Here is a 24764-nt window from a genome sequence, read left to right on the forward strand (position 1 = left end):
GCTATGATGTTCAATCCAGTCCATTCATTTTTAGGAAGGTCACAACAGCAAGATCATTCAGCTAAACGAGACGTTGATTTAATGGCTTTTGCTAAGAACTATTTGAGGGTTAAGCAAAAGGCAGACAAAGAAGGCATTTATTTAGTTTCTGACTTTTTGCCTGATTTTTATCAATACATACCTCGTAACTATCAATGTGATGCATGTAAGTCTGGGGTTGGAGTTTATGGTAATGGAGATATTTGTTCTTGTACTAGAGCATACGATTTAGGCGAAGGTTTTTCCAACCCTTTTGTTTGGGCAAACATTGCGTTAGATGTGAATATTGATATAAAAAACGAAAAGGCTCTAAAACAAAGAGTTACTGAGAAGATGCCAGAATGTAGTCATTGTTTACTTAAATGGAATTGTGCCGGAGATTGCTTGTTGCAATGTTATCAATTAAATGGAGACATGTATAAAGTATATGCAGATAGATGCAAAGCTAAAATACATTATATTGTCGAATATTTAAAAGTGGTTATTGGGGTTTCTAATTTTAAGGAAAGCTTAAAGGTTGCTAATAAGGATGTTGTGCTAATCCACTTTCCAGCGGTTACACCAATGCTCCCTCCTCCAGGAGTTAATTATTTGGCTAACTATTTACTTAATAAAGGAGTTCGTTGTGAAGTAATTGATGTTAACAAAGATATGTATTTTCAACATAAAGAAAACTGGAGTAAAACTTTTTCTTTTCAGAAAAATTATCAACAAGATAGTGGATTTGAGAAGTTCATAGATAAGTATTTAACTGGAATAGCCGAGATTGTTCTTAATAATAAATATAAACATGTTGGATTATCTTGTTTTGATAACACTTTTGACATTGTTAAGAAAACTTTGGAAATCATGAAGGAAAAAGGGATTAAGAATATTTTCCTTGGTGGTCCTGATGTTTTTATGGAAATAGAAACCTACAAAGATTTGCTCCGTAAGAATTTTGTTAGTGCACTTATTTTAAAAGAAGGAGAGTATAAAGTTTTGGAGTATGTGCAAGGTAATAACAGGATAAAAGGTGTTGTTACTAACAATAATATTGATGAAGATGTTGCTTGTTTTAAAGATGAAAAGACAATTAAAACTTCAGAAATACCTTGTTTAGAAAAAATGAGCGGGTTTATTGATGGTGTATTTTCACATCAAGTTATCCCTATATGTGCCTCAAGAGGCTGTAGTTCTAATTGTTCTTTTTGTTCACATAAAATCCTTTGGGATGGTTACAGATTAAAGGAAACTCAAGATGTTATTAATGAGATGCAGTTTTATCAAAAAAAATATAGCTGTAATTTGTTTTATTTTACAGATATGTTACTTAATGGTAGCTCCATTTGGTTAAAAGATTTTGTTTATAAATTATTACATTTGGAAGATAAAATGTATTGGAGTGCCTATGTTAGGATTGACCCAATGTTTAATGAAGAATTTTGCTTTAATATTGCTAAGGCTGGGGCAGTGTATCTTTCTTTTGGCATAGAGAGTAACTCTCAAAGAGTTTTGGATATTGTTAATAAAGGTACAAAAGTTGAGGATAATGAGATGGTTGTGGCTAATGTTGCTAAAGCAGGTATTTTTATTCATGCTTCTTTTATTCTGGGGCTTCCTTACGAAGAGGTTGCTGATGTTCTTGTGACACTTGAATTTATTAAAAGAAACATTTGGAATATAGACCATGTAGAGATTTTTTTCTTTGAGAATCTCCCTCAGTCATCTGGTTTTGAGTTGGCAAAGGAGTATTTGGAGCAGAAAGCAGACAAAGATTATTACCAATTAAAAAAACAATTATATGAAGAAATTATTGTAGATTTCAACAGGATAGGGTCAGGGTTTTTGTCATCAAGACAACTATATAGTGGTGAGGCTAATAATTTCAAGAAAGGATTGCATGAGTTTTATCGTAAAAAATATTTAGGAGAACAACCATTAGGTGATGAGAAATTTCTTGAGAACGCGGAGAGAATACATAGCTTTAAATTAGCACAAATTAAGTTGTTGGATGAATACATGGGGAAGATCTCCAGTTCATTCGTTCAATAGTTCATTGGTTGTGTAATTATTTTTTTATACCAATTGCAATAAATTGAGTTGTTGAACAAAACAATTGCTCTCTTTCATCCATTTCTTTTAAAATATTTAACCAATTATCGGCTTGTTCATTTGAGAGTAGTTTCATTTTAGTAATTTGCGTAACGGCTTTTTCTAAACCAAAATTATTGTTAATGGCGCTATAGGTTGTCAGCACATCTGAATCAAACGTTATTTTGAGTTGACTGAATCTTTCTTTGGGAAGAAGTTGTTTTAATTGTCTTCCAATCCAAGGATTTCTTACAACTTCTTCTGTGTAGGTCATAACCATTCTGGTTAATTGTCTGTCCGAATGATTTAGTATAACCGAGCCGCGATCTGGTTCAATGATGATTATAAGCCCATTATTTTTTAGTACCCGCAGAGCTTCACTTAAAACGTTTTGTGGGCTTACCATATGTTGTAGACTTCTTTTTATGCAAACGATATCAAAAACATTATCTTGATATTCCAGCTGATGGGCATCCATAGTTTGGTAGCGTACATTGTTGATTTTATGCGTAATGCTTACATTTGTTGCTTCTTTTGTAATGATATTAGAAATATCAATGCCAACTACTTTCCCTTGTTCCCCAGTGAGTTCTGCAAGTTCTAAGCAATCTTCCCCAAGCCCACATCCAATATCTAAGATGTAGGAACCTTTATTAATGAGATTTAGTGAGGAATAAGAGTTTTTTCTTTTTTTAATTTTTTTGAGCAGGTCCGGTGTTTGCATGTCTATGCCATCTAGTTTCAGAAAAGATGTAATTTGTTCTTTATCCAGATATAGGTCAATATTGTCCCAAATATAATTCATATAAAAAAGTATAACAAAAATACTGGATAAAATCATTAGATTAATGTACATTATAGCTAGGAAGATATTTATGTTTTGGTTTTTTATTTAGGGGGAATTTGTATGGAATTAAAGATTGCGTTGTGGAAAATAAATCCTAGAGAAGCTGTTAAATATATTAATGCTTATAAAAACAATGAACAGGTTGCTTTTAATCCTAAGATAGCTAAAAGAATGTTAGATGCTTTAGTCGTTGGTAATAATTTATCACCAGAGAAATCCTTAAGAATAATCCAAGAAAAGTTTAAAGAGTTTGAAAATGAAAAAGTTCAAGCACTTGTCAATGTTCTTTTATCAGATTCACCAAAAGGAATAATACCTTTAATTGAATCAAGACTAGTTTCCAAAGACGTTTCGTTGTTATGTGCTTCAGCTTATAATAGTCTAAAGGTAGCCGCTTTTATGTTGGAAAATAAGGCAAACATTAATGTTGTTGATTCTGATGGTTGGACTCCACTTATTACTTCTTTAGTATATGGGCATGAAAGAATGTTTGGTTTCTTAATTGGAAAGGGAGCCGACGTTAATGCCCGTGGTAGCAAATATGGAACAACTGCCTTGATGATAGCCGCTCTTAAGGGTGATTTAGATAAAATAGTTTTGCTTTACAATAAAGGTGCTGATATTAATTTAAGAATGTCAGATAATAGCACTGCGCTTTCTATGGCTAAAAGAGCTAATAGTTTAGGTGTAGTAAATTACTTACAATCCATCGGTGCAAACGAATAATCTGTATGACATTTATTATTGGCCTGATGATCCCCAGTCAGAACGTGGAAAAAAATATTTAGAAGAAACTATTTCTTATTTTAAGTTATTGTTAACGAATTACTCTCTACCTGCTCAATTTTTGGATAAGGAAGAATTAAATGTTTTAGAAATATGTGCAGGTTCAGGATATGGTTCATTAGCTTTCTCTTCATTATTTCCAAATAAAAAAATAAATGTATTAATTACAGACAAAAGAGACCTTTTAATGGAGAGTGCGAGGCTATCGGCAATGCTGGAAATAAATAATTCAAGCTTTAAAAAACTGGAAGCGTTGAAGATATCAGAACTAAATAAAAAATTTGATGTGATAATTATGTATGGACTTTCTACTCCACATTTCCCTCCTAAAGAAATAATTAAGTTATATTCAACTATTAAAGAGTCATTAACATTTGATGGGGTTTTTATAGTGCAAGAAATGGATAGAAGAAAGGTAATGTTTTTAGATGGAAACTACTATAAGAAAGCCTTTGCTGAAGGGTATGGGGAAAGACTGATAAGTGAGGAAAAAAATTATAATATTGAGGATGGGATGATTGAACGAGAATATTATTCAGAGAAAGATCCCTCTAAACGAGTGTCGACTAAATCCTTTTTTTGGAGTATAGCTGAAACAGATGCATTGTTGTCGTTGTTTTGGAATAAAGTTGAAAAAGTTTCTCTTGGCGGAGATAAGTTTTTTTTATTAGCTTCAGAAATGAATTAAAACTAAACCCTCTCTGTCAGGCGATGTATTGAGCTTGTCGAAATAAGAGGGTGGCGTGTTGAGTATTGTTTTGAAAAATATGAGATTATTTACGTCGGGTGAGGTTAATGAACCATAATATATCGATGCATGGGTTTTCTTGTAACCTTCGATATTAATATTGAGAAAACAAAATAATAAAACCCTCTCTGTCAGGAGAGGGTGGCGATAAAAAGGAGAATTTAAAGTTCTCTGAAACTTACGCCGGGTGAGGTAAAACAAAAATTAAGGGGGGATTCAGATGGTAGATTTAATAAATGCAAATGGTTCAATAAATTTTAGTGTAGCGGCAGGTGGGGATAATGAATTAACAGCACAGGAGCTTGTTACAGCTTTAAGGGCTGAAGGTAAAAGTGACGCTGAAATTAAAACAATGATGCAGAATATTGAAATTAACGTTGATACGGCTGATGGTGCTGTAACTTTTGATCTTGATGATGCTACCGATATTGGAGTCCTTGATTTTGATAGATTAACTATTACTGATACCGATGAAACTGCCACTCATTTTGAAATATTTATTGCAGATACTGATGGCCTTATCCTTAATACAAATACGGTTGGAAAAGCTAGAGCTGATGGTAGTTCAAATATAGGGTCTGTTAAAGTAGAAGACACTGATTCTGCTGGTATTACGTATGTGAATAATGCTTTAAGTGTTATTTTGGATGAAACTGGTTGGGAATCGCTACAGAATAATGATACTTCTCAATATGAGTTAATTTATAAAATTGATAATAGCGTTACTCTAATTGGCGCTGTATCTGGGTTTGATAATACTATCTCTGTTTCTGGTGATTTGGATTTTATACAAGCTGATGGCGATCATAATGACGGTATCATTAATATTAAAATTGATGTTTCGAGCACTGTCGCATCAGACCTTATTTATGACGTTAATATAACAGATACAGTTTCAACTCTAGATGACAATAATCTAGGTAATCTTGCTGGTGGTGTTGAAGTTCATGTGTATCAAGATGCAAATATAAAGAATACCATGGGGAACATAAGCGTAGATACAGACACCACAATTGGCAGAGAAACCACAAGAAGAGCCGCTTATGGATATCAATTACAAAACTGGGTTGATCAAAGAGCAGAGGATGCTGAAAAAAAATCAATTATTTATGATGGTAAGCCCTATGATGAAGACTGGATTAAAGGAATGGCTGCAGCAATGCTTGATGATACAAAAACAGAATATTTGGGTATTAATATTGCTAAATTTGTAACTGATTTAAAAGATGAAAAAGTTGCTATATCAAAGAAGGCACCTGATGGATCATCTTCGACTAATCCAGCCGCTCCTACGACGACGTATACTTTTGATGCAAAAGATTGGCAAATAGGTAAAGCCGCTGGGTTATGGCATGGATTTAAAATTAGTACAGATCCGACTAAATCTAATGAAAAGAATAGTGGAGGAACATTTTATTTGCCACCAGAGATTTATAATCAGTTGAAAGCTACTCATTCTACAATATTTGGAGCACTAGGTGCTGGTAATGTTTCATCAGGTAGTTATTCAAATTACGGTAATGGTAGTATAGCTAATCTTAAAGTTGAGTGGCCAGCTGGTTCAGGTACCCAAGTAAAGGTTATGGACCTTATTGCTGGAGGTGGAACAATAAAGACTGAAACTGATAATAGGGTTGATGCCAACGGAATCACAACTGGAAAGGTGGATGATTTTGAGTTACTTCTAGGAGATATTAAACTAGGTAGTATAGCGTATGGTGATAAGCTTGATGCTGTTTGTCGAAATTGTGACCCAGTTGCTATGATTATTTTTGAACAAGCTAGTGGTGATCTTTCAAACCTCAAGGCGACTACTGAAAATAGTATTGAATTATTGGGTAGAGACTATAGTAAGAGAGCTGTAGGTGATGCTTCATTAGCTCAGAAGTATAATGTAGAGATTCAAACAGGTGTGTTTATGGGTGGCCTTGAGTCAGCTGGCACTGGTGTTGAAGGAGTTACAGATGGTCCAACTGCATATATTAACCAAGGCATTTATCGTCCAGACTCTGGTCAGGTATATAATGTTACTGGAAAAGTTGGAGATGAAGCTACTTATGTTGACGGATATACAAGTATTACTGGTCAGGTTGTAGATGATCAAATTCATACCAGGGTGTATACTGGTGAAGTAAGAATTAGTAACGAGTTTAGAGATTTCTTAAATCAGCATTTAGGTTTACTAATTACAATGATGGATACTGATACTTCCGAAGTTGGAGATATGACAGATGTTCCAACAATTGCTGAATTTTTAAGTGGGAACGCTCCATCTTCCTATTATAATGATGATTTAGCAGCATTTTTCCTATCACATCCTGATGAAAAGATTAATCCAAGTTTGTTCAATCGTATGTTGACTGCATATGCAGATGGTCAAATAAGTGTAGAGAACTTTGCTCCTTTAATAAATGTGGATAATACCCAAGATATGTTTCAAATATTTATGAATCTAGGTATTGCAGAGAGTGGGGATATTAATCCAAAAATTGTTGATCTTTTTGATAACATGAATGAGAGTTCGTTAATGTTAGGTATCGAAACATTGTTAGAGTATGTAGGCGCAGAAGCTGTAGCTTCTATTTACTATCAGGTGGGGAATGAGACTGCGTTCAATAATGCATTAAGTATATATTTCCAGAATGAAGGCCCACGTTCTCAAGAATTAGCTGATGCACTTGTAACTTATTTAAATGGTAATGATTCTAAAGATAACTGTAATCGGTTCTCCGGACTTATATGGAGTAATGAGTTAGAAGAGACAGGCATGGGTTATATTGCTAATGCTTTTGAGCATGATTGGGAACAATCTGTTTTTACTGAAGTTGCTTTTAATTTAATGGGAAGAACCACTCTTGAAGCTAGTGATTTCAGAAAACTTAATATGCTGTTAACAAACATAGAGGATGTTAATGCTTCTGATTTTTACAATAGTCTTATAGCTAAAGCTGGAGATGACTCAGCTGAAGATCAAGATTTAGTACAGTCTTATTTGCGAGAAGCGGTAATCGCTGCATCTAGAGGTGTAATTAATCCTACTAATAGTATCCTTGGTATGATTCAGTCAAAGATAATACTATTTGCAGTAGGTCAGAATTTAGATGGTAATTTAGGCGTAAACAAGGGTAATCTAGAGCTGTTTGGCTTTAATGTAACAAATGAGGGAAGTTTTGTAGATGATATTATTTTTGCAGCTGAGAACTTGTATCAAGTAGCTAAAGATGAAAATAATTTAGCACTTCAGAACGAACTTGTGGACACAATACTTACAGGCTTGATAGGGTTTGATTTAGATGCTGATGCTGGGGATGCCCAATATTTTAATAACATAAAGAGAATCGCTGCTATATCAGAAGGATCTTCAGTTGCAGGATCATTATTACATGCAGTTGCTAGAGCTCCTTCAATGAGTGGATATTTAAGAGCAAATACTAACATAATGAACAACTCAGTATCCAAAGAACTTAATAGCTTAGTTGGAATAACTAGTTTTGTGGGAGTTAATGGTAAAGGTGGTTATTATATCAATTTTGTTGATTTATCTTTATCCGGGCTTAATTTAAGTGATATTTTAGATTCTGGAGGTAGTACCTATGCAGCAACTAATGCCACCTCAGCTAAAGCATTGAGGATATTGGGTGGAGACAGAAGTGGAATACAGCTTGAAATGAGTCAAGATATATCAGATTGGATTTTTACTAACACACAGAATTTATCAGGAGAAGTTGTGCCAACTCCACTAGCTGGAGCTGATGGTAAACCAAAGGTTGTGGGTGGCGATGAAGATTTAGCTAATCTTTCATTAGCATTAGAGGGACAAACAGATGCAAATGAGATAGCTACACTTTATGATGAGTATATTGCTAGTAACAATATAACTTTATCATCTGAAGCTGCTACTGCACTTCAAGAATTAAAAACAGAAACACTTTTACCGGGCAACATATTTTTGAATTCACAAATTATCATGGGGTATTTAGATTCTTTATAAATACTAAAAGTTTATTGTAATGTTTTATCGAAAAGCACCTTGAGTAATAAACCAAGGTGCTTTTTTATAACCATTAAATTCAACTTAGAATATTTTATCTCCAATTGCTTTAAAATATTCCGAAAGAAATAATTTTTTTGCTTTACAGCTTTGAGTGTCTGGAATCATAATACTTTTATTTACTAAATAGTTTTCGACTTTGCACCCTCCAGCGCAGTGCCATTTCAAAAAACAACTATGACACATAGGGGAGTTATCTACAGTTGCGTTGTTTAGTTTATCTTGATGTTCTTTATTATATTCAGTCTTGGAATTAGTGATTGAAGCAAAAAAGAATGGGTTGTCTTTTTTGTCTGGAGTTAAATATATGGCGTCAGAACAAGCGATGATTTCGCCATCAGGGCAGAGTGTGGATTGATTGCAAACGGCCCCACATCTTGCATAAGAAGGGTTTCTGGTGTGTATGTTAGGTAACAGGTCTGAATCTACCATGATTTTATTCTGGAAGGCCTCCAGGCTGATATCCGCTAATTGTATAGCAAATACTTTTAGGTCAGGAGCGGTAGTGCTGTCTTGTTTATCGAGAAGGGCTCTTCCTTCTTCTAATAATGGATTAAATTTAATGTATTTAAAGTGAAGAGTTTGTAGAAAATTGTAGATTTCTTTCATATTTTGCAGATTATATTTGGTGATTGTTACTATACAAGCGATTCCTGTTTCATGTTGTTGAGCTTTTTTAACGTTAGATACTAGCTCATTATAACTATTAGTTTTTTTATTAATAGCGGGTCTTTGAGCGTTATGTATTTCTTCTGTTCCGTCTATTGAAAAGTTAATGGTAATTTTGTTGTTAATTAGCCAGTCCATTGTTTTTGTATCGAAGACTCCGTTTGTTTGGATCATAAAAGTAGATTCTGGAAACTTTTGAGTAATAAGTTGATGTGCTCGCTTCATTTGCTTAAAGGCAACAGTAGGTTCTCCTCCATGGAATTCAATCTTTAGTCCTTTTATATTTTTTGGTACAGAGCTTAAAAAAGATTGTAACTTTTCAATACTAATGTAGTTTGAGGATTTATTAGCATCAGCGTAGCAATAAACGCAATTTAAATTGCAGGCAGTTGTAAGTAGCAGTCTAATATTGGGGTTAAATTTTGAGCAGTCCGGTTTAATAGGGTAGAGAGTATTGGAAATTTCTTTTGGTATTAGTATATTGGCCTTGATTAGTTCATCTAAATATTCTTTATTAAAAGTCAGTGGGGCAGTGTTAGTTATATAAATATTGGGGATATAGTAAGTCCTATAGATTAGAGGGGAAAATATTATATGGTAGTCGTTAATTGTGTCTATATAAAACATTTCGGGAGTAAATACGTAAGTAATATTTCGTTTGACTGCGTATTTAGCATATTTTTCAGAATTTTTATTTAGATTAAACCAAGTTATAGGTTGTGTCATATTAATAAAATTATAACACTAAGAGTGTTTATTTGTTTACTTCGACTTTGCTCAGCATAAATATTTGTTTTGATAAGAATTGAATTTTCCCATTCACTTTTCACCATTTACTTTTCACTGCGAACGATAGCGAGCTATTGTTTCTGGTTAAAGTATTTTTCGAAATCTTCTGGATTGATATTTTCAATGAAGTCTTTGAATTTTTTAGTTTCTTCTTGGTCTTTTTCAGCATTAACCATTTTTGCTTTGGACATAACTTGTTCACTGACAAAGATTGGGGCGTTCGTTCTGACTGCGATAGCTATAGCATCAGAGGGACGAGCATCGAGCCTAATTATCTCAGTGTCAGAGTCTTCTTCCCCTTCTCTTAACTCTTTGTCGGCAATTAGGTTCCCTTCTAGTAAGTCTAGGTTGATGTGGCCAGCTGGTGCGATTAAATCAATGCTGGAGTAGAAGGTGTCGTCTTTGATGTCAGAGATAACAATGCGGTCAACAGCTCCGCCTAGAATATCGATAATTCCAACTAAAAGGTCATGTGTCATAGGTCTTGGTGGTTTAAAGTCTTGAAGTTCCATCGCGATTGCTGCTGCCTCAAACATACCAATCCAGATAGGAAGGAAGTTTTTCTCTTCTGCATCTCTAAGAAGGATAATTGGCGACATGTTTCTAGGGTCGAATCCTAATCCACCCAATTGCATTTCAATCATTGGAACTCCTTTATTTAACGGTTTCTACGATTTTTTTAAAGCCTTCTGTATCAAACATAGCTATTTCAGCCATCATTTTTCTGTTTAGCTGAACATTTTTTATTTTGCAAAGATGGATGAACTTGCTGTAGGATAAGCCATTGTCTCTACAAGCTGCATTCATTCTGGCAATCCATAGACCTCTATAAACTCTCTTTTTTTCTCTTCTTCCACGAAAAGCGTTGGTTAGTGCTTGATACACTGCTTGTTTAGCAGGTCTAAATAAAGTGTGCAGTGAACCATAAAAACCTTTTGCCAGGTTTAAAATCTTTTTTCTTTTTGCTACTCGAACATTTCCTCTTTTAACTCTTACCATTATATTCTCCTTTTAAATTCTAAAATGCTTAGATTGCTAGCATTCTTTTTATTTTTTTTGTATTTGTGCTATCTAGAAGTACTAGCCCTTGTCTATTCTTTTTTCTTTTTTGAGATTCTTTTTCTAAAATATGTGAATTGTTTATTTTATAATGTCTTATTTTACCAGAACCTGTAAGTTTAAATCTTTTTTTTGCAGAACTTCTTGTTTTCATTTTTGGCATTTTTCTTCTCCTGTGAACTTTATTTCTTTTTAGGTATTAACATCATGTTTATGAATTTACCATTAATGCTAGGTTCTTGTTCTACTGTAGCTACTTCTTGTAGATCTGCAATAAATTTAAGCATTACATTCATTCCAAGCTCAGAGTGGGTTATTTCCCGTCCTTTGAACATTAATGTTATTTTTATTTTGTAACCTTTTTCAATAAATTTAATACCAGCGTTTACTCTAACTTGAAAGTCATTACCACTAATTTTAGGGCTTAACTTTAGTTCTTTAATAACGCCACCTTTGCTACTCTTTTTTGCTTTTTTTTCAAGCTTGCCTTGGCTGTAAAGGTAATGCTTATAGTCCATTATTTTACAAACAGGAGGTTCGGAACCAGGGGATACTGCTACTAGGTCAAGTTCTTGCTCTTTCGCCATCTCTAGCGCTTCACTCAGACTAATAATTTTTTGTTCTTTGGTCTCTTCGTCTATCAGTCTTACTTGAGTAGCTTGTATCTCTTTATTTCTCGGTAAATGTTTTACTATCGCGCATCCTCCTATTAAAGTACCTAAAGATTATACACTTCGGCATCTCTCAGTGCAAGCACAAGTTGAGTTTTCTGTTTATTTTTTTTCATCTGTCAATTTATGGAATAAGCTAATAATTTCATCTAAATTTAACGTAATATTTTCTTTTTCTCCATGTTTTCTACTGGAAACAGTTTTTTCTTCTGCTTCTTTTTCTCCAATAATGAAGGAGAAGGGGATCTTTTGTTTTTGAGCATCTCTAATTTTAAAACCTAATTTTTCGTTTCTTGTATCTAATTCACCTCTAAACTTTAAGGCTTTAAGCTTAGCGAAAATTTCGTTTGCAAAACTAGTGATTGGTTCTGAATCATTGATTGTAATAATCTTGAATTGAACAGGAGATAGCCAGAAGGGAAATTTGCCAGAGTAATGTTCAATTAGGATGCCAAAGAATCTTTCGAGTGAACCAAGAAGTGCTCGGTGAATCATATATGGTCTATGTTTTTGGCCGTCATGTCCAATATATGTCATATCAAAACGTTCAGGCAGATTGAAGTCAAATTGAATGGTCGAAAGTTGCCATTCTCTTTTTAAAGCATCTTTTATTTTGAAATCAATTTTAGGACCATAAAAAGCTCCGCCACCTTCATCAATCTTGTAGTCTGTGATGTTTTCCATTTCCAAGGCTTTCTTGAGTCCAGCAATAGCTGTATCCCAAAGAGATTGGTCGCCAACTGACTTGGTTGGCTTTGTGGATACGTAATAATCAATTTCTTTAAAACCTAAGGTGTTTAGTATGTGGTTAGAAAACTTAATGACTTCATGAATTTCTTTTTCCATTTGTTCTTTTGTGCAGAAAATATGAGCATCATCTTGAGTGAAGCCTCTGACGCGCATTGTACCGTGAAGAACACCAGAGCGTTCGTATCTATAGACTGTACCCAATTCTGCCCATCTAAGTGGCAAATCGCGATAAGAGCGTAATTGTGATTTATAAACCATAATGTGGAAGGGACAGTTCATGGGTTTAAGATAATACTCTTTTTCATCAATTTTCATTGGAGAGAACATGTTTTCTGCGTAGAAACCAAGGTGTCCGGAGGTTTCCCATAGCCAGCTTTGTCCAATATGTGGGGTATATAAAAGTTCATATCCATTGTCAAAATGTTCATCTTTCCAATAGGATTCTAAAATATGTCTAAGTCTAGCACCTTTAGGATGCCAGTAGATAAGTCCTGGTCCTGTTTCTTCTTGGATACTAAATAAATCTAGTTCTTTTCCAAGTTTTCTATGATCTCTCTTTTCAGCTTCTTCAATTTGAAATAAATGTTGTTTTAATTGATCTTTGTTTGCAAAAGCTGTGCCATATATTCTTTGGAGCATTGGCCTCTTTTCATCGCCACGCCAATAAGCGCCTGCAATTTTCATTAGTTTAAAGGCTTGTAGTCGCCCAGTGCTTTCTAAATGTGGACCTTTGCAAAGGTCTTCGAAATCGCCTTGTGTGTAGTAGGTGATTTCTTCGTTGTCTGGTAGCTCTGTAATTAGTTCTTTTTTGTAAATTTGGTTATCAGTGGATGCTTTAGCGAGAGCTTCTTCCTTTGTGAGAGTATGTTTTGTAATAGAAAGATTAGACTTAACGATTTTTTTCATTTCTTCTTCAATTTTAGGAAGGTCATCTTCTGAGATAGGGGCAGGAAACTCAAAATCGTAATAGAAGCCGTTATCTATAGCTGGACCTATACCAAGTTTAATTCCTGGATAAAGCTTGGTTACTGCTTGTGCAAGGATATGTGAGGCTGTGTGTCTTAGTGTTTCTATGTCGCTCATTTTAATTCAAGTTAACAACTATACCATAAGGGAATACGTCGTCAATAGTATTTCCTTCGTCATCCAAAAATAATTGGATTGGTATTTCTTTTTGTACTGGAGAGGTATGAATGAGCATTGCTTCATCATGGAATAAAAACCCTGGATTAGGAGGTGTTTTACTAGTGATAAGTTTTGGTAACATTTTACTTTTTGTTTTGTCAGAAGAGCCAATTCTTTTGCCAGAAAGATTATCTCCGACCTTTTTAAGTAATGACTCAATTGTTGTTTTATCTTTAAGAAATATCTGAATGTCATGGTCTTTTTTAATTAATTTGAATTTATATAAGATAGATTCTTTAATTCTCACAAAAAGGTTTCTTTTTTTAGAAAGTTTTTTAGATTTCAAAATTGTACGTCGATATTTCTTTAGTATTTCACTTTTGTGCATAGTGGTAACAAGAATTTCTTTGGATATGTCCTCAAATTGCTTGCTTATTTTGGTAAATAAATCTTCTAGAGCAGATTCAGGTGAGGTTCCAATTCCTTTGGTGCCAACGAAATGAGTAGTCGTAACCTCATATTGATTGCTAGTTATTTCAGTTAAATGAAAGCGAATATCTGGTTCTTTATCTTGTATATTTTCCATGGTTAAATCCTAGCATTTATTATGGGCAGTGTCTATTAAAAGAGAGTGCACTTTTGCAGAAGAAATATTTTATTTTTTTGTTTTGTCGCTGTTCGTACTATTTGAAGAGAAGAAGTGCTTCGTTTCTAGTTTTTGGATCAGTATCAAATACTCCTCTGACAGCAGATGTAACCATTGTTGTGCCTGGTTTTTGAACGCCTCTCATGCTCATGCATAAGTGTTCTGCTTCGATATAAACCATGACACCCTGAGGGTCTAATTCTTCCATGATAAAGGTGGCGATTTGGGTGGTAAGTCGTTCTTGCAGTTGGAGTCTCTTGGCAAAAGTGTCAGTTATTCTAGCTAGTTTACTGATGCCTGATATTTTTTTATTAGGAATATAAGCAATGCTGACTTTCCCAAAGAAAGGCAACATATGATGTTCACACATAGAGTAAAAAGTGATATTTTTTGCGATAACCATTTCTTGGTGGTTTTCGTCATAAAAAAGTTTAATATTTTCTTTTGGGTCTTGTGAAATTCCAGAGAAAACTTCTCCATACATTTTGGCTATTCTTTGTGGGGTTTCTTTTAATCCTTCTCTGTTTGGATCTTCGCCAATTGCTTCGAGAATTGATTTAACTGCTTTTTCTATCTTTTTAGTATTAATTTTCATTATAAACTCCTTAAGGTATTGTAAATAAAATATTCGCTTGCTACAAGCTGATTATTTTTTTACAACATAAGTTTTACATAAAATGTCGTGTAAAGTTAAGCGCTTTTCGTTAAAGAGAGCATAGATAAACCCAACATAAAAAATTGAGCTTAGTAGCTTTCCTATGGTTTCTCGGTAAAACATACGAAAAAAACTAGCTGGTTTGTGATCTATCGCAGACATAACTTGAATATTCATAATAAATTTTCCTGGACTAGAACTTTTTGCATAAAACAAACAAAGAACGCTTAAGAAAGTGAGCAAAATCAGGAGATAGTTTAGAGTGGCTGTTTTTGCTAAAGGTGCACTTAAGGTGGTTACAGAGAAAGTTAGCATCCAGGTGATTAAGAAGGCTGCAATTCTTTGAGGTAGTGTGGCTTTTTCTTGATTCATGTTTTTATTATAACGGGGAATAGGGGAAAAGTTGAATTGTTTATTTGTTTATTTGTTGAATTGTGAAAGTTTTGGTGTAAAACAATAGTCATTCCCGTGTAGGCGGGAATGACAAAGGAAAGCGGGAATTCAATATACTGTTTTTCTCTATAGATAATTGCTAGTTGTCGTAATAGAATTAAGGCAATGATTATAAAACTGTTGCTTGGTCTTACTAAGTTTATTGTGAGTAATGATTCTCCAAAGAAAATGGGGTGGGCGATTGCTGTTGCTCTTTTATTTTCTTTAATGCCTGGGTTTAATTTAATTCATTTATCATTATTTGTTCTCATTTTATTAGTACAAGTACATTTGCCTAGTTTTTTTCTGTTTTCTATTCTTTTTAAGCTTTTCAATAATTCCACCTTGATGTTAGTTCATTATTTGGGATACTTTTTGTTAAAGGCTGAAGTTTTAAAAGATGTGTGGGTGTTTTTATATAATTTACCAATAGTTCCGTTTACTAAGTTTTATAACACTTCTGTTTTGGGAGGGTTACTAGTTGGTATTCTTCTTTTATACCCAGTTCAGTTTGTGGCAGTTAAGGCAATATTATTTTATAGGAAAAAATATCAACCAAAAATTAATAAATATTTGGAAAAATCTAAGATAATTAAAGTTTTGAAAACATCAAAGATTTATAAATTGTATCTGCAATATGCTGAAATAAGGAAAATATTCTGATGATTAGGAAAAAGTATTTTATTCCTTTTTTAGTAGTCCTTTTATTCTTATTAGCTTTTAGGTTTTTCTTTTTAGATTATTTATTGAAAGTAACTATCGAGAAATCTTTTTCCTCTATTCCAAAGCTAACTTTTCAGGTAGGGAAACTTAAGTTATATATTTTAAAAGGTGACTTGTTGTTAACTGATGTAGCAATGTTTATGGAGAATTCAGAAGAGGCAATTGTTTTGGATAAGGTATTGATTGACATAAATACCCCTCAATTATTAAGAGGGAAATTTGTAATACGAGATATGGAGCTTTTGGGAGTACAAGTAGTTCCTAAGAAACTAGTATATTGGGAAAAGAAAAAGAAGAAAAAAGACAGTTTGGTGAAAAAAGAGGCTTTGAAATTGGCTAGCAAATCGGTATCTTATTATTCAATTGATAATCTTAGTGAACGTTTTGAAATAAACAAATTGTTAGATGTCAGTAAAGCAAATTTTATGAAGGTGCTCAATCAAGAGATTGATGAAGTTAGAGCTTCTTATGATGCAATGCAGAAGGTTCTGGCATCCGGAGAGCTCGATAAGCGTTTAGGCGAGCTAGAGCAAGCCATTAAAAGGTTGGAGAAAAATAAGCCAACAGATTTGTTAAAGTTGCCACAATATTTGCAAGAAATTTCTTCTTTAAACAAAGAATATGAACAGGTTAAAAAAGCATATGAAGCTAAATCAGAGGCGATAAAGAGTTTTCAAAAAAAACTAGATTTTGCTAAAAAAAATGTTGAAAATGCTGGTAAGTTAGATTTGGATTTAATTAATAGTAAATTCAAATTTGCAGAAAACAAAAAGCAATCATTAGCTTCTGACTTTATCGGAAGCAAAGCCCTTGGTTATATTGATTTAGCCAATAAAGGCGTGGAAGCATTAAAAACTCTGAAAAAGGGTATGGGGTTTAAACAGAAGAAGAACTCTTTTAAGGGCATAGACATTACGTTTCCAATCAAAGATAGTTATCCGATTTTTTATATAAACAATTTGAAGATAGAGGGCAAGGATAAGCAGGGGAACCAATTTAAGGGTACCGGCCAGGATATTACTCACAAACAAAATGTTCGGAAATTGCCATCAAGGTTGGAGTTTTCTCAAAATTTAGGTTCAGTAGTTTCTTTTCTTGGGATAACCGTTGATCTTCGAGAGGATATTAAAGTTTTAGCAAACGGATTCACGCGAAATAAAAAGCTGAGTAGCAGTTATTGGGATATTAAGAATATTCCATTGCAAATAACCGAGGGGCTTTATGATGTAGATTTTGTTGTAGGTTATAAGTCAGAAAAGCTGTTTGCCAATATTAAAATGAAAACAAACAAGCTAAAAATTCAAACAGAGCCAGCCGTAATGAGTAAACCTATGGTTGAGAGATATCTATTTGAAAGTCTTGGCAAGTTATCAAAGTTTTCATTTACTATCAATTTAGATGGAGATAAGTTGTCCGTGGATTCTAACCTTGATGAGTATATTGCGTCGGCGTCTCAGGCACTTGTTAATAAAGAGATAGAAAAGGTAAAACAAAACTTTACCAATGAGTGGCAAAGTTTTGTTAAAGAGCAAGAAGAGGCTTTTAAGAAAGAGGTTAGTAAGTTAGTTATTTAAGGAAGAAGTATTTCTTAGTCTTTTGTAATTTTATTAGGATTTTTTATGCTAGGGATTAGCTCTAATATTTCTTTAGTATTTAACTGTGTTGTTTATTCACTTGCTTTGTTTTTATAATAATAATCGTATACTTCGTTAATATATTTTAATAAATCTGGGTTGTTCTCGTTAAGAACAGGTTCTATGGGTAAAAAATTTATTAAATTATTTGTTTTATTTTGTGCAATTACTAGAGAATTAAACCCACCATGATATATTCCAATTGCGAATTTTAAAGTATCTTCAGGTGAGCGACCATCTTTAATCCTTTCATTAATTTTTATTGCAAGATAAGCAAGAATGATAAATTCTTCAGCTTTTTGATTTCCTATAACATTGCTGTAACTTTTTGGAATTTTACCATCGAAGATATCATTAATTTTTAGAAAAGATTCCAATTCGTTTTCAAATTTCTTTTTTACATCATTATAGGCATCCTGAGAGAGTTGTCCTCTTCCTATGGTTTTTCCATCAATATTAATTTTTTCTAAAAAACTTTTTCTTTTATTTTCCGCATTAATTATGCCTGTAACTAGTGAATAATCTAATAGTTGTTTTGTGGTGAGTTCTAGCTTTTTGGATGTTAAAAGTATTTGGAGGTTTTCTGTATTGTTAATTATAATATCAATTTCTTGTATGGTTATGTTTGCCTTGTTATATATTATATTTTCAAGAAACTTTATTCCTTCATTCGAAACAGTTTTATGTTTAATAGCTTTAGCTATCTCATTTGTATCTAATTTGCCATTATTTGAAGTATCGATTTCATTAAAGTTGCTTCTTACATTTCTTAGTCCTGATAAATATTCTCCACTCATTTCCGTTCTCCTTTAATTTTTAAATTTCCTCAAAATCATTGTTTTGGATTACTTTGTTGAAGCATTCCATAAAATTTATCGTATCGTTTTTGATATTGTTGCAGTAAAAATAACTTGGTAGGTTAACTGGAAGCAAAATAATATCATTTGCTCTTGGTTCTGACTTGATATTACTTATTTTTTTAATGTATTTTTCGGTTTTATCCAGGTCTATAATTTCATTTTCATAGTAGTTGTTGAGAATTTCTCTTAAGTTATCTGTTTCTTTGAAAGGATATTTTACGAAAGAAGGGTCTTCCCCAGTTAAATACTTAGGAAGGTTGGGTAGCTGAATTACATCACCCCTGTATAATTCTGAGGATAATACTAAGTTGAATTGTTCTAGGAAGAGGACAACGTCTTTGATTCTTTTAACGTCTCCATAATTAGCCTTAATTATTGATTCTAATGATTCTTGGTCTTTTGTAACGGTATAGTTTCTTTTCCTGACAATACTCAACAAATTTACCACCTGCTTTCTTTTTATCTACTTTTCATATGCCCGCAGATTCGCTTTTTTAAACATTTTATTTTGCCTCATCCGGCGTAAGCTAGAAAAAACTCCTAATTAATTATATTGTCGTCACCTTCTACTAGCAGAGAAGGGGTTTAAGCTTTAGGCTTTCAGCTTTTAGCTTTTAGCTTTATAATAAACTTATGCAAGTAAAAATTTTTGATACAACATTGCGAGATGGAGAACAAGGCGAAGGAATTTCCTTTACTGTTTCTGATAAAATTAAAATAGCTAAACTGCTGGATGACATAGGCGTGCACTATATTGAAGGTGGCTGGCCTGGTTCTAATCCTAAAGCTGTAGATTTTTTTGATGCTATGTGTGAAGTTAAGCTTAAGAGAGCAAAGGTTGTTGCTTTTGGTAGCACAAAACGTCATGGAGTTTTAGCTTCAGAGGATGCTAATTTAAAGGCAATAGTTAGCTCTGGGGTTCGTGTTGCTTGTATCTTTGGAAAAACTTGGGATTTTCATGTTACGCATGCGCTTAAAATAAGCTTGGAGGAAAACTTAACGCTTATCACTGACTCTATAAGATTTCTTAAGGAAAAGATGGATGAAGTTTTTTTTGATGCCGAGCATTTCTTTGATGGCTACAAGAAGAATCCTGAATATGCCATTAAGTGTTTGCAAGCTGCTGAAGCTGGAGGCGTTGATGTGTTGGTTCTGGCTGATACTAATGGAGGAACTTTAACGCATGAGGTAGAAGAAATAATGAATGTGGTAAAAAACAAAGTAAAAGTGCCACTTGGAATTCATGCGCATAATGATTCTGAATTAGCTGTTGCGAATTCTTTGACAGCTGTTCATTGTGGTGCAGTTCAAGTTCAAGGAACAATCAATGGTTATGGTGAGAGAGCCGGAAATGCTAATTTATGCTCAATAATACCTGCACTTAAATTAAAAATGAAAATAGCCTGCATCTCTGACGAAGAGTTAGCGACCTTAACAAAAGTATCTAGGCATATAAGCGAAATTGCTAATTTACCGCACAATAACCATTTTGCTTATGTTGGGAAAAGCGCTTTCGCACACAAAGGCGGAATCCATGTGAGTGCCATAAATAAGTACTCAGAAACCTATGAACATATAAAACCAGAGCTTGTAGGGAATAAGCAAAGGGTTTTGATTTCCGAACTTTCTGGAGTAAGTAATTTAAAGTATAAAGCTGAAAAGATAGGAATAAATTTGGATGGTACAGAGCAAGCTGTTAAAGATTTATTAAAAGATATCAAGGAGTTAGAAAAAATCGGTTATCAATTTGAAGAAGGCGAAGCTACGTTTGAACTAATGCTTAAGCGAGCAACTGGTCAACATACTAGCTTTTTTGAGTTGGTCAGCCTTAGGGTGATAAATGATCGTTTTGGTGAAGACGACTACCATTTAGTTGAGGCTACTGTTAAATTAAAAGTTAATGGGAAAGTTATTCATACTGCGGGTGAAGGCTCTGGTCCAGTTGGTGCCTTAGACCATGCCTTAAGAAAAGCGATAGAAGGAAGCTTCCCTGAAATCAAAACAATGCGTTTGGTGGATTACCGAGTTCGAGTCTTAAATAGCACGGATGGTACAGATGCTAAGGTTAGAGTAGTAATCGCTTCACAGGACGACAATGAGACTTGGGGCACAGTAGGTGTGAGTGCCAATATTATTGAGGCTAGTTGGTTTGCTTTAGTTGATAGTATTGAGTATAAATTATTGAAGGAACGACAAAAATAGTGACTAATAAAAAAATTGCAGGTTGTGATGTTGCCCAATTATGTGAAAAATATGGAACGCCTCTGTACATTCTAGATGTCGAAACAGTCAAGAAAGTAGCTAGTGATTATCTTTCTATTAAAAACTACTATCATAATTCCAGAATATCTTATGCTAGCAAAGCTTTGTCTATTACAGCACTGTATCAAATATTAGATAAAGAAGGGTTTTTCTTTGATGTGGTGTCTGATGGCGAGTTTTATACTTTGTTAAATGCAGGTGTTAAAGCCGAAAAAGCATATTTTCATGGCAATAACAAAACTGTGCCAGAGATTCAATACGCGTTGGAGAATAATATCGGCGTAATTGTTGTGGATAATGTTGATGAGCTTCATACTATCCATGAGGTTTATTCGGCACTTGCCTTGACTACCAAGGTGACGATTATGGTTCGAATAGTTCCTGAGATAGAAGCTCATACCCATGAGTTTATTAGAACTGGTCAACGTGATTCTAAGTTTGGCGTGCATTTAGAAAATGTCCTAGCTTTTGTACAAACAGTAAAAAAATATGAAGAATTTGATTTTGTTGGCTTTCACGCACATATCGGCTCTCAGATATTTGATACTGACCCGTACAATGTTCTAATTGATAAACTCGTCGACCTTGCCGTTGATGTTCACAAGAAGACAGGAATTCTTGCTTCTGCGATTGATATAGGCGGAGGGATAGGGATTAAGTATACAGAAAAAGATGACCCTCCTAGCATTAGAGAGTTTGTCATTAAGATAGCCAAGAGCATGAAAAATGCACTGAAGAGAGTAAATTATCCAATTGAACCATTACTGATTTTAGAGCCAGGAAGGTCAATTGTAGCTAATGCAGGAGTTACTGTTTATTCAGTAGGTGGAACTAAAGAAATTGCAGATTTGAAGAATTATCTTTCCGTTGATGGTGGCATGGCTGATAATCCACGACCAATAACCTATGGTTCTGAATATTCAGCTGAGATTCTTAATAAGCCTCAAAATCAATTAAAAAAATATTCAGTAGCTGGTAAGTTTTGTGAGTCAGGAGATATTTTGCTTAAGGATGTTTTGTTGCCTGAAGCAACTAAGGGCGACTTGTTGATGGTACATGCAACAGGTGCCTACAATTATTCAATGTCGAGTAATTACAATAGATATAGAAAACCTGCAATGGTTTTTGTTGAGGCTGGTAAAGCACAATTAGTATTAAAGAGAGAAACACTTGAGGACATCATTAGAAACGATCTGAGGATTTAAGATGGAAACAACCGCTTTATTCGTTCTAAGATGGCAAGATTTTGTGGATGTTTCTATAGTTGCTTTTATAATTTATAACATTTTATTATGGACAAGAAACAGAAATGCTAACAAGTTGCTTCAAGGGTTTTTCATCGTTATTATTTTGTACAGCATTAGCCATTTTTTGAAATTATATACAATAGACTGGATCATGCAAAAGCTTGCCATGATAATGTTGTTTGTCTTTTTGATAGTTTTTCAACCAGAATTGAGACAGTTTCTGGCGAGGCTTGGGCAAGGTACGCCTTTTAGTAGATTTTGGGTGAACAATAAGGTTAATGATGGAGTTTTTACTATTCAATTTATTCAAAACTTGATTAAAGTAATTGATATTCTCGCCGAGAACAAGATTGGATCTCTTGTTGTTATTGAAAGAATGAATAATTTGGACAGCATTAAGGAAACCGGTGTGGAGTTAAATGCGGTGTTTTCTAATGAATTACTATTTAGTATTTTTTATGGGAAGAACCCTTTACATGATGGTGCTGTTGTTTTAACTGGGAATAGAATCGAAGCAGCTGGTTGTTTGTTGCCGTTGACTCAAACCAAATTACGAGATAGATCTTTGGGTACTAGACACAGGGCAGCACTTGGTTTAGTTGAATTAACTGATGCCATTGTTCTTGTTACCTCCGAAGAAACGGGAATAATTTCTATTGCTAAAGACGGTAAGCTTTACAGAAAATTAAACAGAAAAAAACTTGGCGAACATTTATTGTCTTATCTGGAGATAGATATAGAGAAGGCGCCAACGCAACCAGAAATTTCTGATAGCTTTCATAAAGTTGTTGATAGCATTTTGGGTTTTTTTAATAAGAAACCAAAATCATGATAAGTATAAAAAAATTACAAGAAAAAAAGCTTAATCTTCAGCCAATTGTTGCTTTAACCGTTTATGATGCATTAATGGCATCAATTTTTGATTCAGCAGGCATTGATTTACTATTAGTTGGTGATTCCATGGGAAATGTGGTGTACGGATATGAGACAACCATTCCAGTTACAATGGAGATGATGACTTTTCACACTACAGCAGTAGCTAATGGTACAAAAGAAGCCTTAATTTTGGCGGATATGCCTTTTTCTGCTTCTCATGAATCTATTGGCAAGGCAATTCAAAATGCAACAAAATTACTAAGAGCTGGAGCTCATGGAGTTAAAGTAGAAGGAGCAGGAGAATTTATTATAAGAGTTATTGAGAGGATGGTTGAGTCGGGCATAATGGTAGCTGGTCATCTGGGCTTTACTCCTCAACAAGTGAATAGGTTTGGTGGCAATCTTATACAAGGCAAGACAGAAGAGGATGCCTCTAAAATTATTCTAGATGCTAAAAAACTGGAAAAAGCAGGAATTTCTTTATTGGTGTTGGAAATGATACCAGAATCTTTGGCTAAGGAGATTACATCAGCAGTTTCTATCCCTACTATTGGCATTGGTGCTGGTAAATATTGTGACGGTCAAATATTAGTGGCACAGGATATGTTGGGCTTATTTACTAAGTTTAAGCCTAAGTTTGTTAAAAGATATGCTAATCTTGCTCAGAATATACATGATGCAGTATTATCTTATAAGAACGAGGTCACAACAGGGGAATTTCCTAGTAAAGAAAATTCTTTTTAAGAGATAGGATTTTAAATGACAAGTATAGATGAAATTATTAATTCAAAAGCAGTTGATGATATATCAATTGAAGACATAATGAATGATTCCCAGAAGGCTAAATATAAAAAAATAGAGGGTCAAGACACCATAATGGTTGTAGATGATGACCAATACCAGCTTTCATCAATGAATAAGCTTTTGAGAAAGAGTTTTAACATAATTTCTTGTAGTAACGGGAATCAAGCTATCAGAGAATATCAGGAAAACAAGGATGAAGTTATGGCAATATTGCTAGATATAAGACTTCCTGATATGGATGGATTTGAAGTTTTTACTCTCATTAAAGAAATGAATGTTAATATTCCGATAATTTTTATAACGGGTTATCAGGCAACTTATGGCGATGGCTTTGATATTTATAAAAAGTATCGACCACATGGCTATATTGTAAAAAACCACATTAACGAAGTAGAAATGATTATGGATTCTTTAATTAATGCTATTCAGTCATACAAGCATGTTAAAGAGCTTGAACGAACTAAGATTTTTCAAGAAAAAAATAAAATGTTAGCAGGATTATTGCATGATTTAAAAAATATGTTTGCGCCTATTTTAATGATGCCTGATCTTATTAAAAGGTTTATGAAGGCTGAGGACATGGATAGATCTTATGAAATGGTAGAAAGATTAAAAAAGATGGTACAGTTTTTTAATTCTAATCAGCTTGTCCTTTTCCAATATGCTAAAGAAAAGAATATAACAGTGCAGTTGCAGAGCATGAACATTAAAGAATCTTTTAATGATTTTTTAGAGATATTAGAGCTACAGTATTCTACGCGTTTCAATATTAATGTTGAATATTTGTATGAGGGCGATATTGTTTCTGACAAAAATACCTTGTTTACACAAATTATTCTTAATATTATTAAGAATTCGAGTGATGCTTTTCATTTAAAACACGTCAAGGAACCCAAAGTTGATATTAAGATCATGACCTTTGAGGATTATTCTGAGTTATATCAAGAAAATCTTGATAAAGTAAAAAAAGAAAACATTCAATTGGTTATAGTGGTAGGAGACAATGCTGGTGGTTTGC

At 33.7% G+C, this 24764-nt stretch carries 23 protein-coding genes; 11 read left to right on the top strand and 12 right to left on the bottom strand.

What is annotated here, in order from left to right:
• A partial coding sequence (locus tag PHF25_00005) for a radical SAM protein (protein MDD4526402.1) occupies nucleotides 1-2073 on the top strand: 2073 nt, incomplete at its 5' end.
• Nucleotides 2074-2089: 16 nt separating this feature from the next.
• Here the strand turns inward: PHF25_00005 and PHF25_00010 are convergent.
• Entirely contained in the window at nucleotides 2090-2917 is an 828-nt protein-coding gene (locus tag PHF25_00010) for a methyltransferase domain-containing protein (protein MDD4526403.1), read from the bottom strand.
• Between the two features lie 102 nt (nucleotides 2918-3019).
• Here PHF25_00010 and PHF25_00015 point away from each other — a divergent pair, with 102 nt between their 5' ends.
• From PHF25_00015 to PHF25_00025, 3 genes are all read left to right on the top strand, one after another.
• Nucleotides 3020-3685, top strand: a complete 666-nt coding sequence (locus PHF25_00015; protein ID MDD4526404.1) for an ankyrin repeat domain-containing protein — start codon at nucleotides 3020-3022, stop codon at nucleotides 3683-3685.
• A complete protein-coding gene (locus PHF25_00020; protein MDD4526405.1) occupies nucleotides 3672-4433 on the top strand; it encodes a class I SAM-dependent methyltransferase in 762 nt (253 codons plus the stop codon). The genes PHF25_00015 and PHF25_00020 overlap by 14 nt, the downstream gene beginning before the upstream one ends.
• A gap of 280 nt (nucleotides 4434-4713) precedes the next feature.
• Nucleotides 4714-8484 carry a hypothetical protein gene (locus PHF25_00025; protein ID MDD4526406.1) on the top strand — a complete coding sequence of 1257 codons (3771 nt, stop codon included), beginning with the start codon at nucleotides 4714-4716 and terminating at the stop codon, nucleotides 8482-8484.
• An 84-nt stretch (nucleotides 8485-8568) separates the two neighbouring features.
• Here PHF25_00025 and PHF25_00030 read toward each other — a convergent pair whose 3' ends face one another.
• From PHF25_00030 to PHF25_00070, 9 genes are all read right to left on the bottom strand, one after another.
• Nucleotides 8569-9939 (bottom strand): radical SAM protein, encoded by a 1371-nt coding sequence (locus tag PHF25_00030; protein MDD4526407.1) that lies wholly within the window; start codon nucleotides 9937-9939, stop codon nucleotides 8569-8571.
• 134 nt (nucleotides 9940-10073) lie between these two features.
• Complete coding sequence (locus PHF25_00035) at nucleotides 10074-10646, bottom strand: bifunctional nuclease family protein (protein ID MDD4526408.1); 573 nt, start codon at nucleotides 10644-10646, stop codon at nucleotides 10074-10076.
• Between the two features lie 10 nt (nucleotides 10647-10656).
• Nucleotides 10657-11001, bottom strand: coding sequence for a 50S ribosomal protein L20 (rplT, locus tag PHF25_00040; GenBank protein MDD4526409.1), 345 nt, complete (start codon nucleotides 10999-11001; stop codon nucleotides 10657-10659).
• Nucleotides 11002-11029: 28 nt separating this feature from the next.
• The gene (rpmI, locus tag PHF25_00045) at nucleotides 11030-11224 is read right to left on the bottom strand and encodes a 50S ribosomal protein L35 (protein ID MDD4526410.1); all 195 of its coding nucleotides are present in this window, start codon (nucleotides 11222-11224) and stop codon (nucleotides 11030-11032) included.
• A gap of 19 nt (nucleotides 11225-11243) precedes the next feature.
• The gene (gene infC, locus PHF25_00050; protein ID MDD4526411.1) at nucleotides 11244-11726 is read right to left on the bottom strand and encodes a translation initiation factor IF-3; all 483 of its coding nucleotides are present in this window, start codon (nucleotides 11724-11726) and stop codon (nucleotides 11244-11246) included.
• A gap of 108 nt (nucleotides 11727-11834) precedes the next feature.
• On the bottom strand, nucleotides 11835-13565 hold the full coding sequence (gene thrS, locus PHF25_00055; GenBank protein MDD4526412.1) for a threonine--tRNA ligase: 1731 nt from the start codon (nucleotides 13563-13565) through the stop codon (nucleotides 11835-11837).
• A 1-nt stretch (nucleotide 13566) separates the two neighbouring features.
• A complete protein-coding gene (locus PHF25_00060; protein MDD4526413.1) occupies nucleotides 13567-14193 on the bottom strand; it encodes a hypothetical protein in 627 nt (208 codons plus the stop codon).
• Nucleotides 14194-14290: 97 nt separating this feature from the next.
• Complete coding sequence (folE, locus tag PHF25_00065) at nucleotides 14291-14851, bottom strand: GTP cyclohydrolase I FolE (protein MDD4526414.1); 561 nt, start codon at nucleotides 14849-14851, stop codon at nucleotides 14291-14293.
• A gap of 48 nt (nucleotides 14852-14899) precedes the next feature.
• Complete coding sequence (locus PHF25_00070; protein ID MDD4526415.1) at nucleotides 14900-15280, bottom strand: RDD family protein; 381 nt, start codon at nucleotides 15278-15280, stop codon at nucleotides 14900-14902.
• A 186-nt stretch (nucleotides 15281-15466) separates the two neighbouring features.
• Between PHF25_00070 and PHF25_00075 the strand changes: the two genes are divergently transcribed.
• Complete coding sequence (locus tag PHF25_00075) at nucleotides 15467-16003, top strand: TIGR03546 family protein (protein ID MDD4526416.1); 537 nt, start codon at nucleotides 15467-15469, stop codon at nucleotides 16001-16003.
• Complete coding sequence (locus tag PHF25_00080) at nucleotides 16003-17637, top strand: hypothetical protein (GenBank protein ID MDD4526417.1); 1635 nt, start codon at nucleotides 16003-16005, stop codon at nucleotides 17635-17637. The genes PHF25_00075 and PHF25_00080 overlap by 1 nt, the downstream gene beginning before the upstream one ends.
• A gap of 92 nt (nucleotides 17638-17729) precedes the next feature.
• Here the strand turns inward: PHF25_00080 and PHF25_00085 are convergent, their stop codons facing one another.
• Both PHF25_00085 and PHF25_00090 read right to left on the bottom strand, forming a co-directional pair.
• The gene (locus PHF25_00085) at nucleotides 17730-18494 is read right to left on the bottom strand and encodes a hypothetical protein (protein ID MDD4526418.1); all 765 of its coding nucleotides are present in this window, start codon (nucleotides 18492-18494) and stop codon (nucleotides 17730-17732) included.
• Between the two features lie 19 nt (nucleotides 18495-18513).
• Entirely contained in the window at nucleotides 18514-19005 is a 492-nt protein-coding gene (locus tag PHF25_00090) for a hypothetical protein (protein MDD4526419.1), read from the bottom strand.
• 185 nt (nucleotides 19006-19190) lie between these two features.
• On the opposite strand from PHF25_00090, the gene cimA reads away from it, so the two are divergent.
• From cimA to PHF25_00115, 5 genes are all read left to right on the top strand, one after another.
• Complete coding sequence (gene cimA / locus PHF25_00095) at nucleotides 19191-20759, top strand: citramalate synthase (protein ID MDD4526420.1); 1569 nt, start codon at nucleotides 19191-19193, stop codon at nucleotides 20757-20759.
• Entirely contained in the window at nucleotides 20759-22024 is a 1266-nt protein-coding gene (lysA, locus tag PHF25_00100; GenBank protein ID MDD4526421.1) for a diaminopimelate decarboxylase, read from the top strand. Before cimA ends, lysA begins: the two co-directional genes overlap by 1 nt.
• A gap of 1 nt (nucleotide 22025) precedes the next feature.
• On the top strand, nucleotides 22026-22898 hold the full coding sequence (cdaA, locus tag PHF25_00105) for a diadenylate cyclase CdaA (GenBank protein ID MDD4526422.1): 873 nt from the start codon (nucleotides 22026-22028) through the stop codon (nucleotides 22896-22898).
• Nucleotides 22898-23686, top strand: coding sequence for a 3-methyl-2-oxobutanoate hydroxymethyltransferase (gene panB / locus PHF25_00110; GenBank protein ID MDD4526423.1), 789 nt, complete (start codon nucleotides 22898-22900; stop codon nucleotides 23684-23686). The genes cdaA and panB overlap by 1 nt, the downstream gene beginning before the upstream one ends.
• 15 nt (nucleotides 23687-23701) lie before the next feature.
• On the top strand, nucleotides 23702-24764 hold a 1063-nt coding region (locus PHF25_00115), incomplete at its 3' end, for a response regulator (protein ID MDD4526424.1).

Source organism: Candidatus Margulisiibacteriota bacterium (genome assembly GCA_028706105.1).
Classification (GTDB): domain Bacteria; phylum Margulisbacteria; class Riflemargulisbacteria; order GWF2-35-9; family DYQY01; genus DYQY01.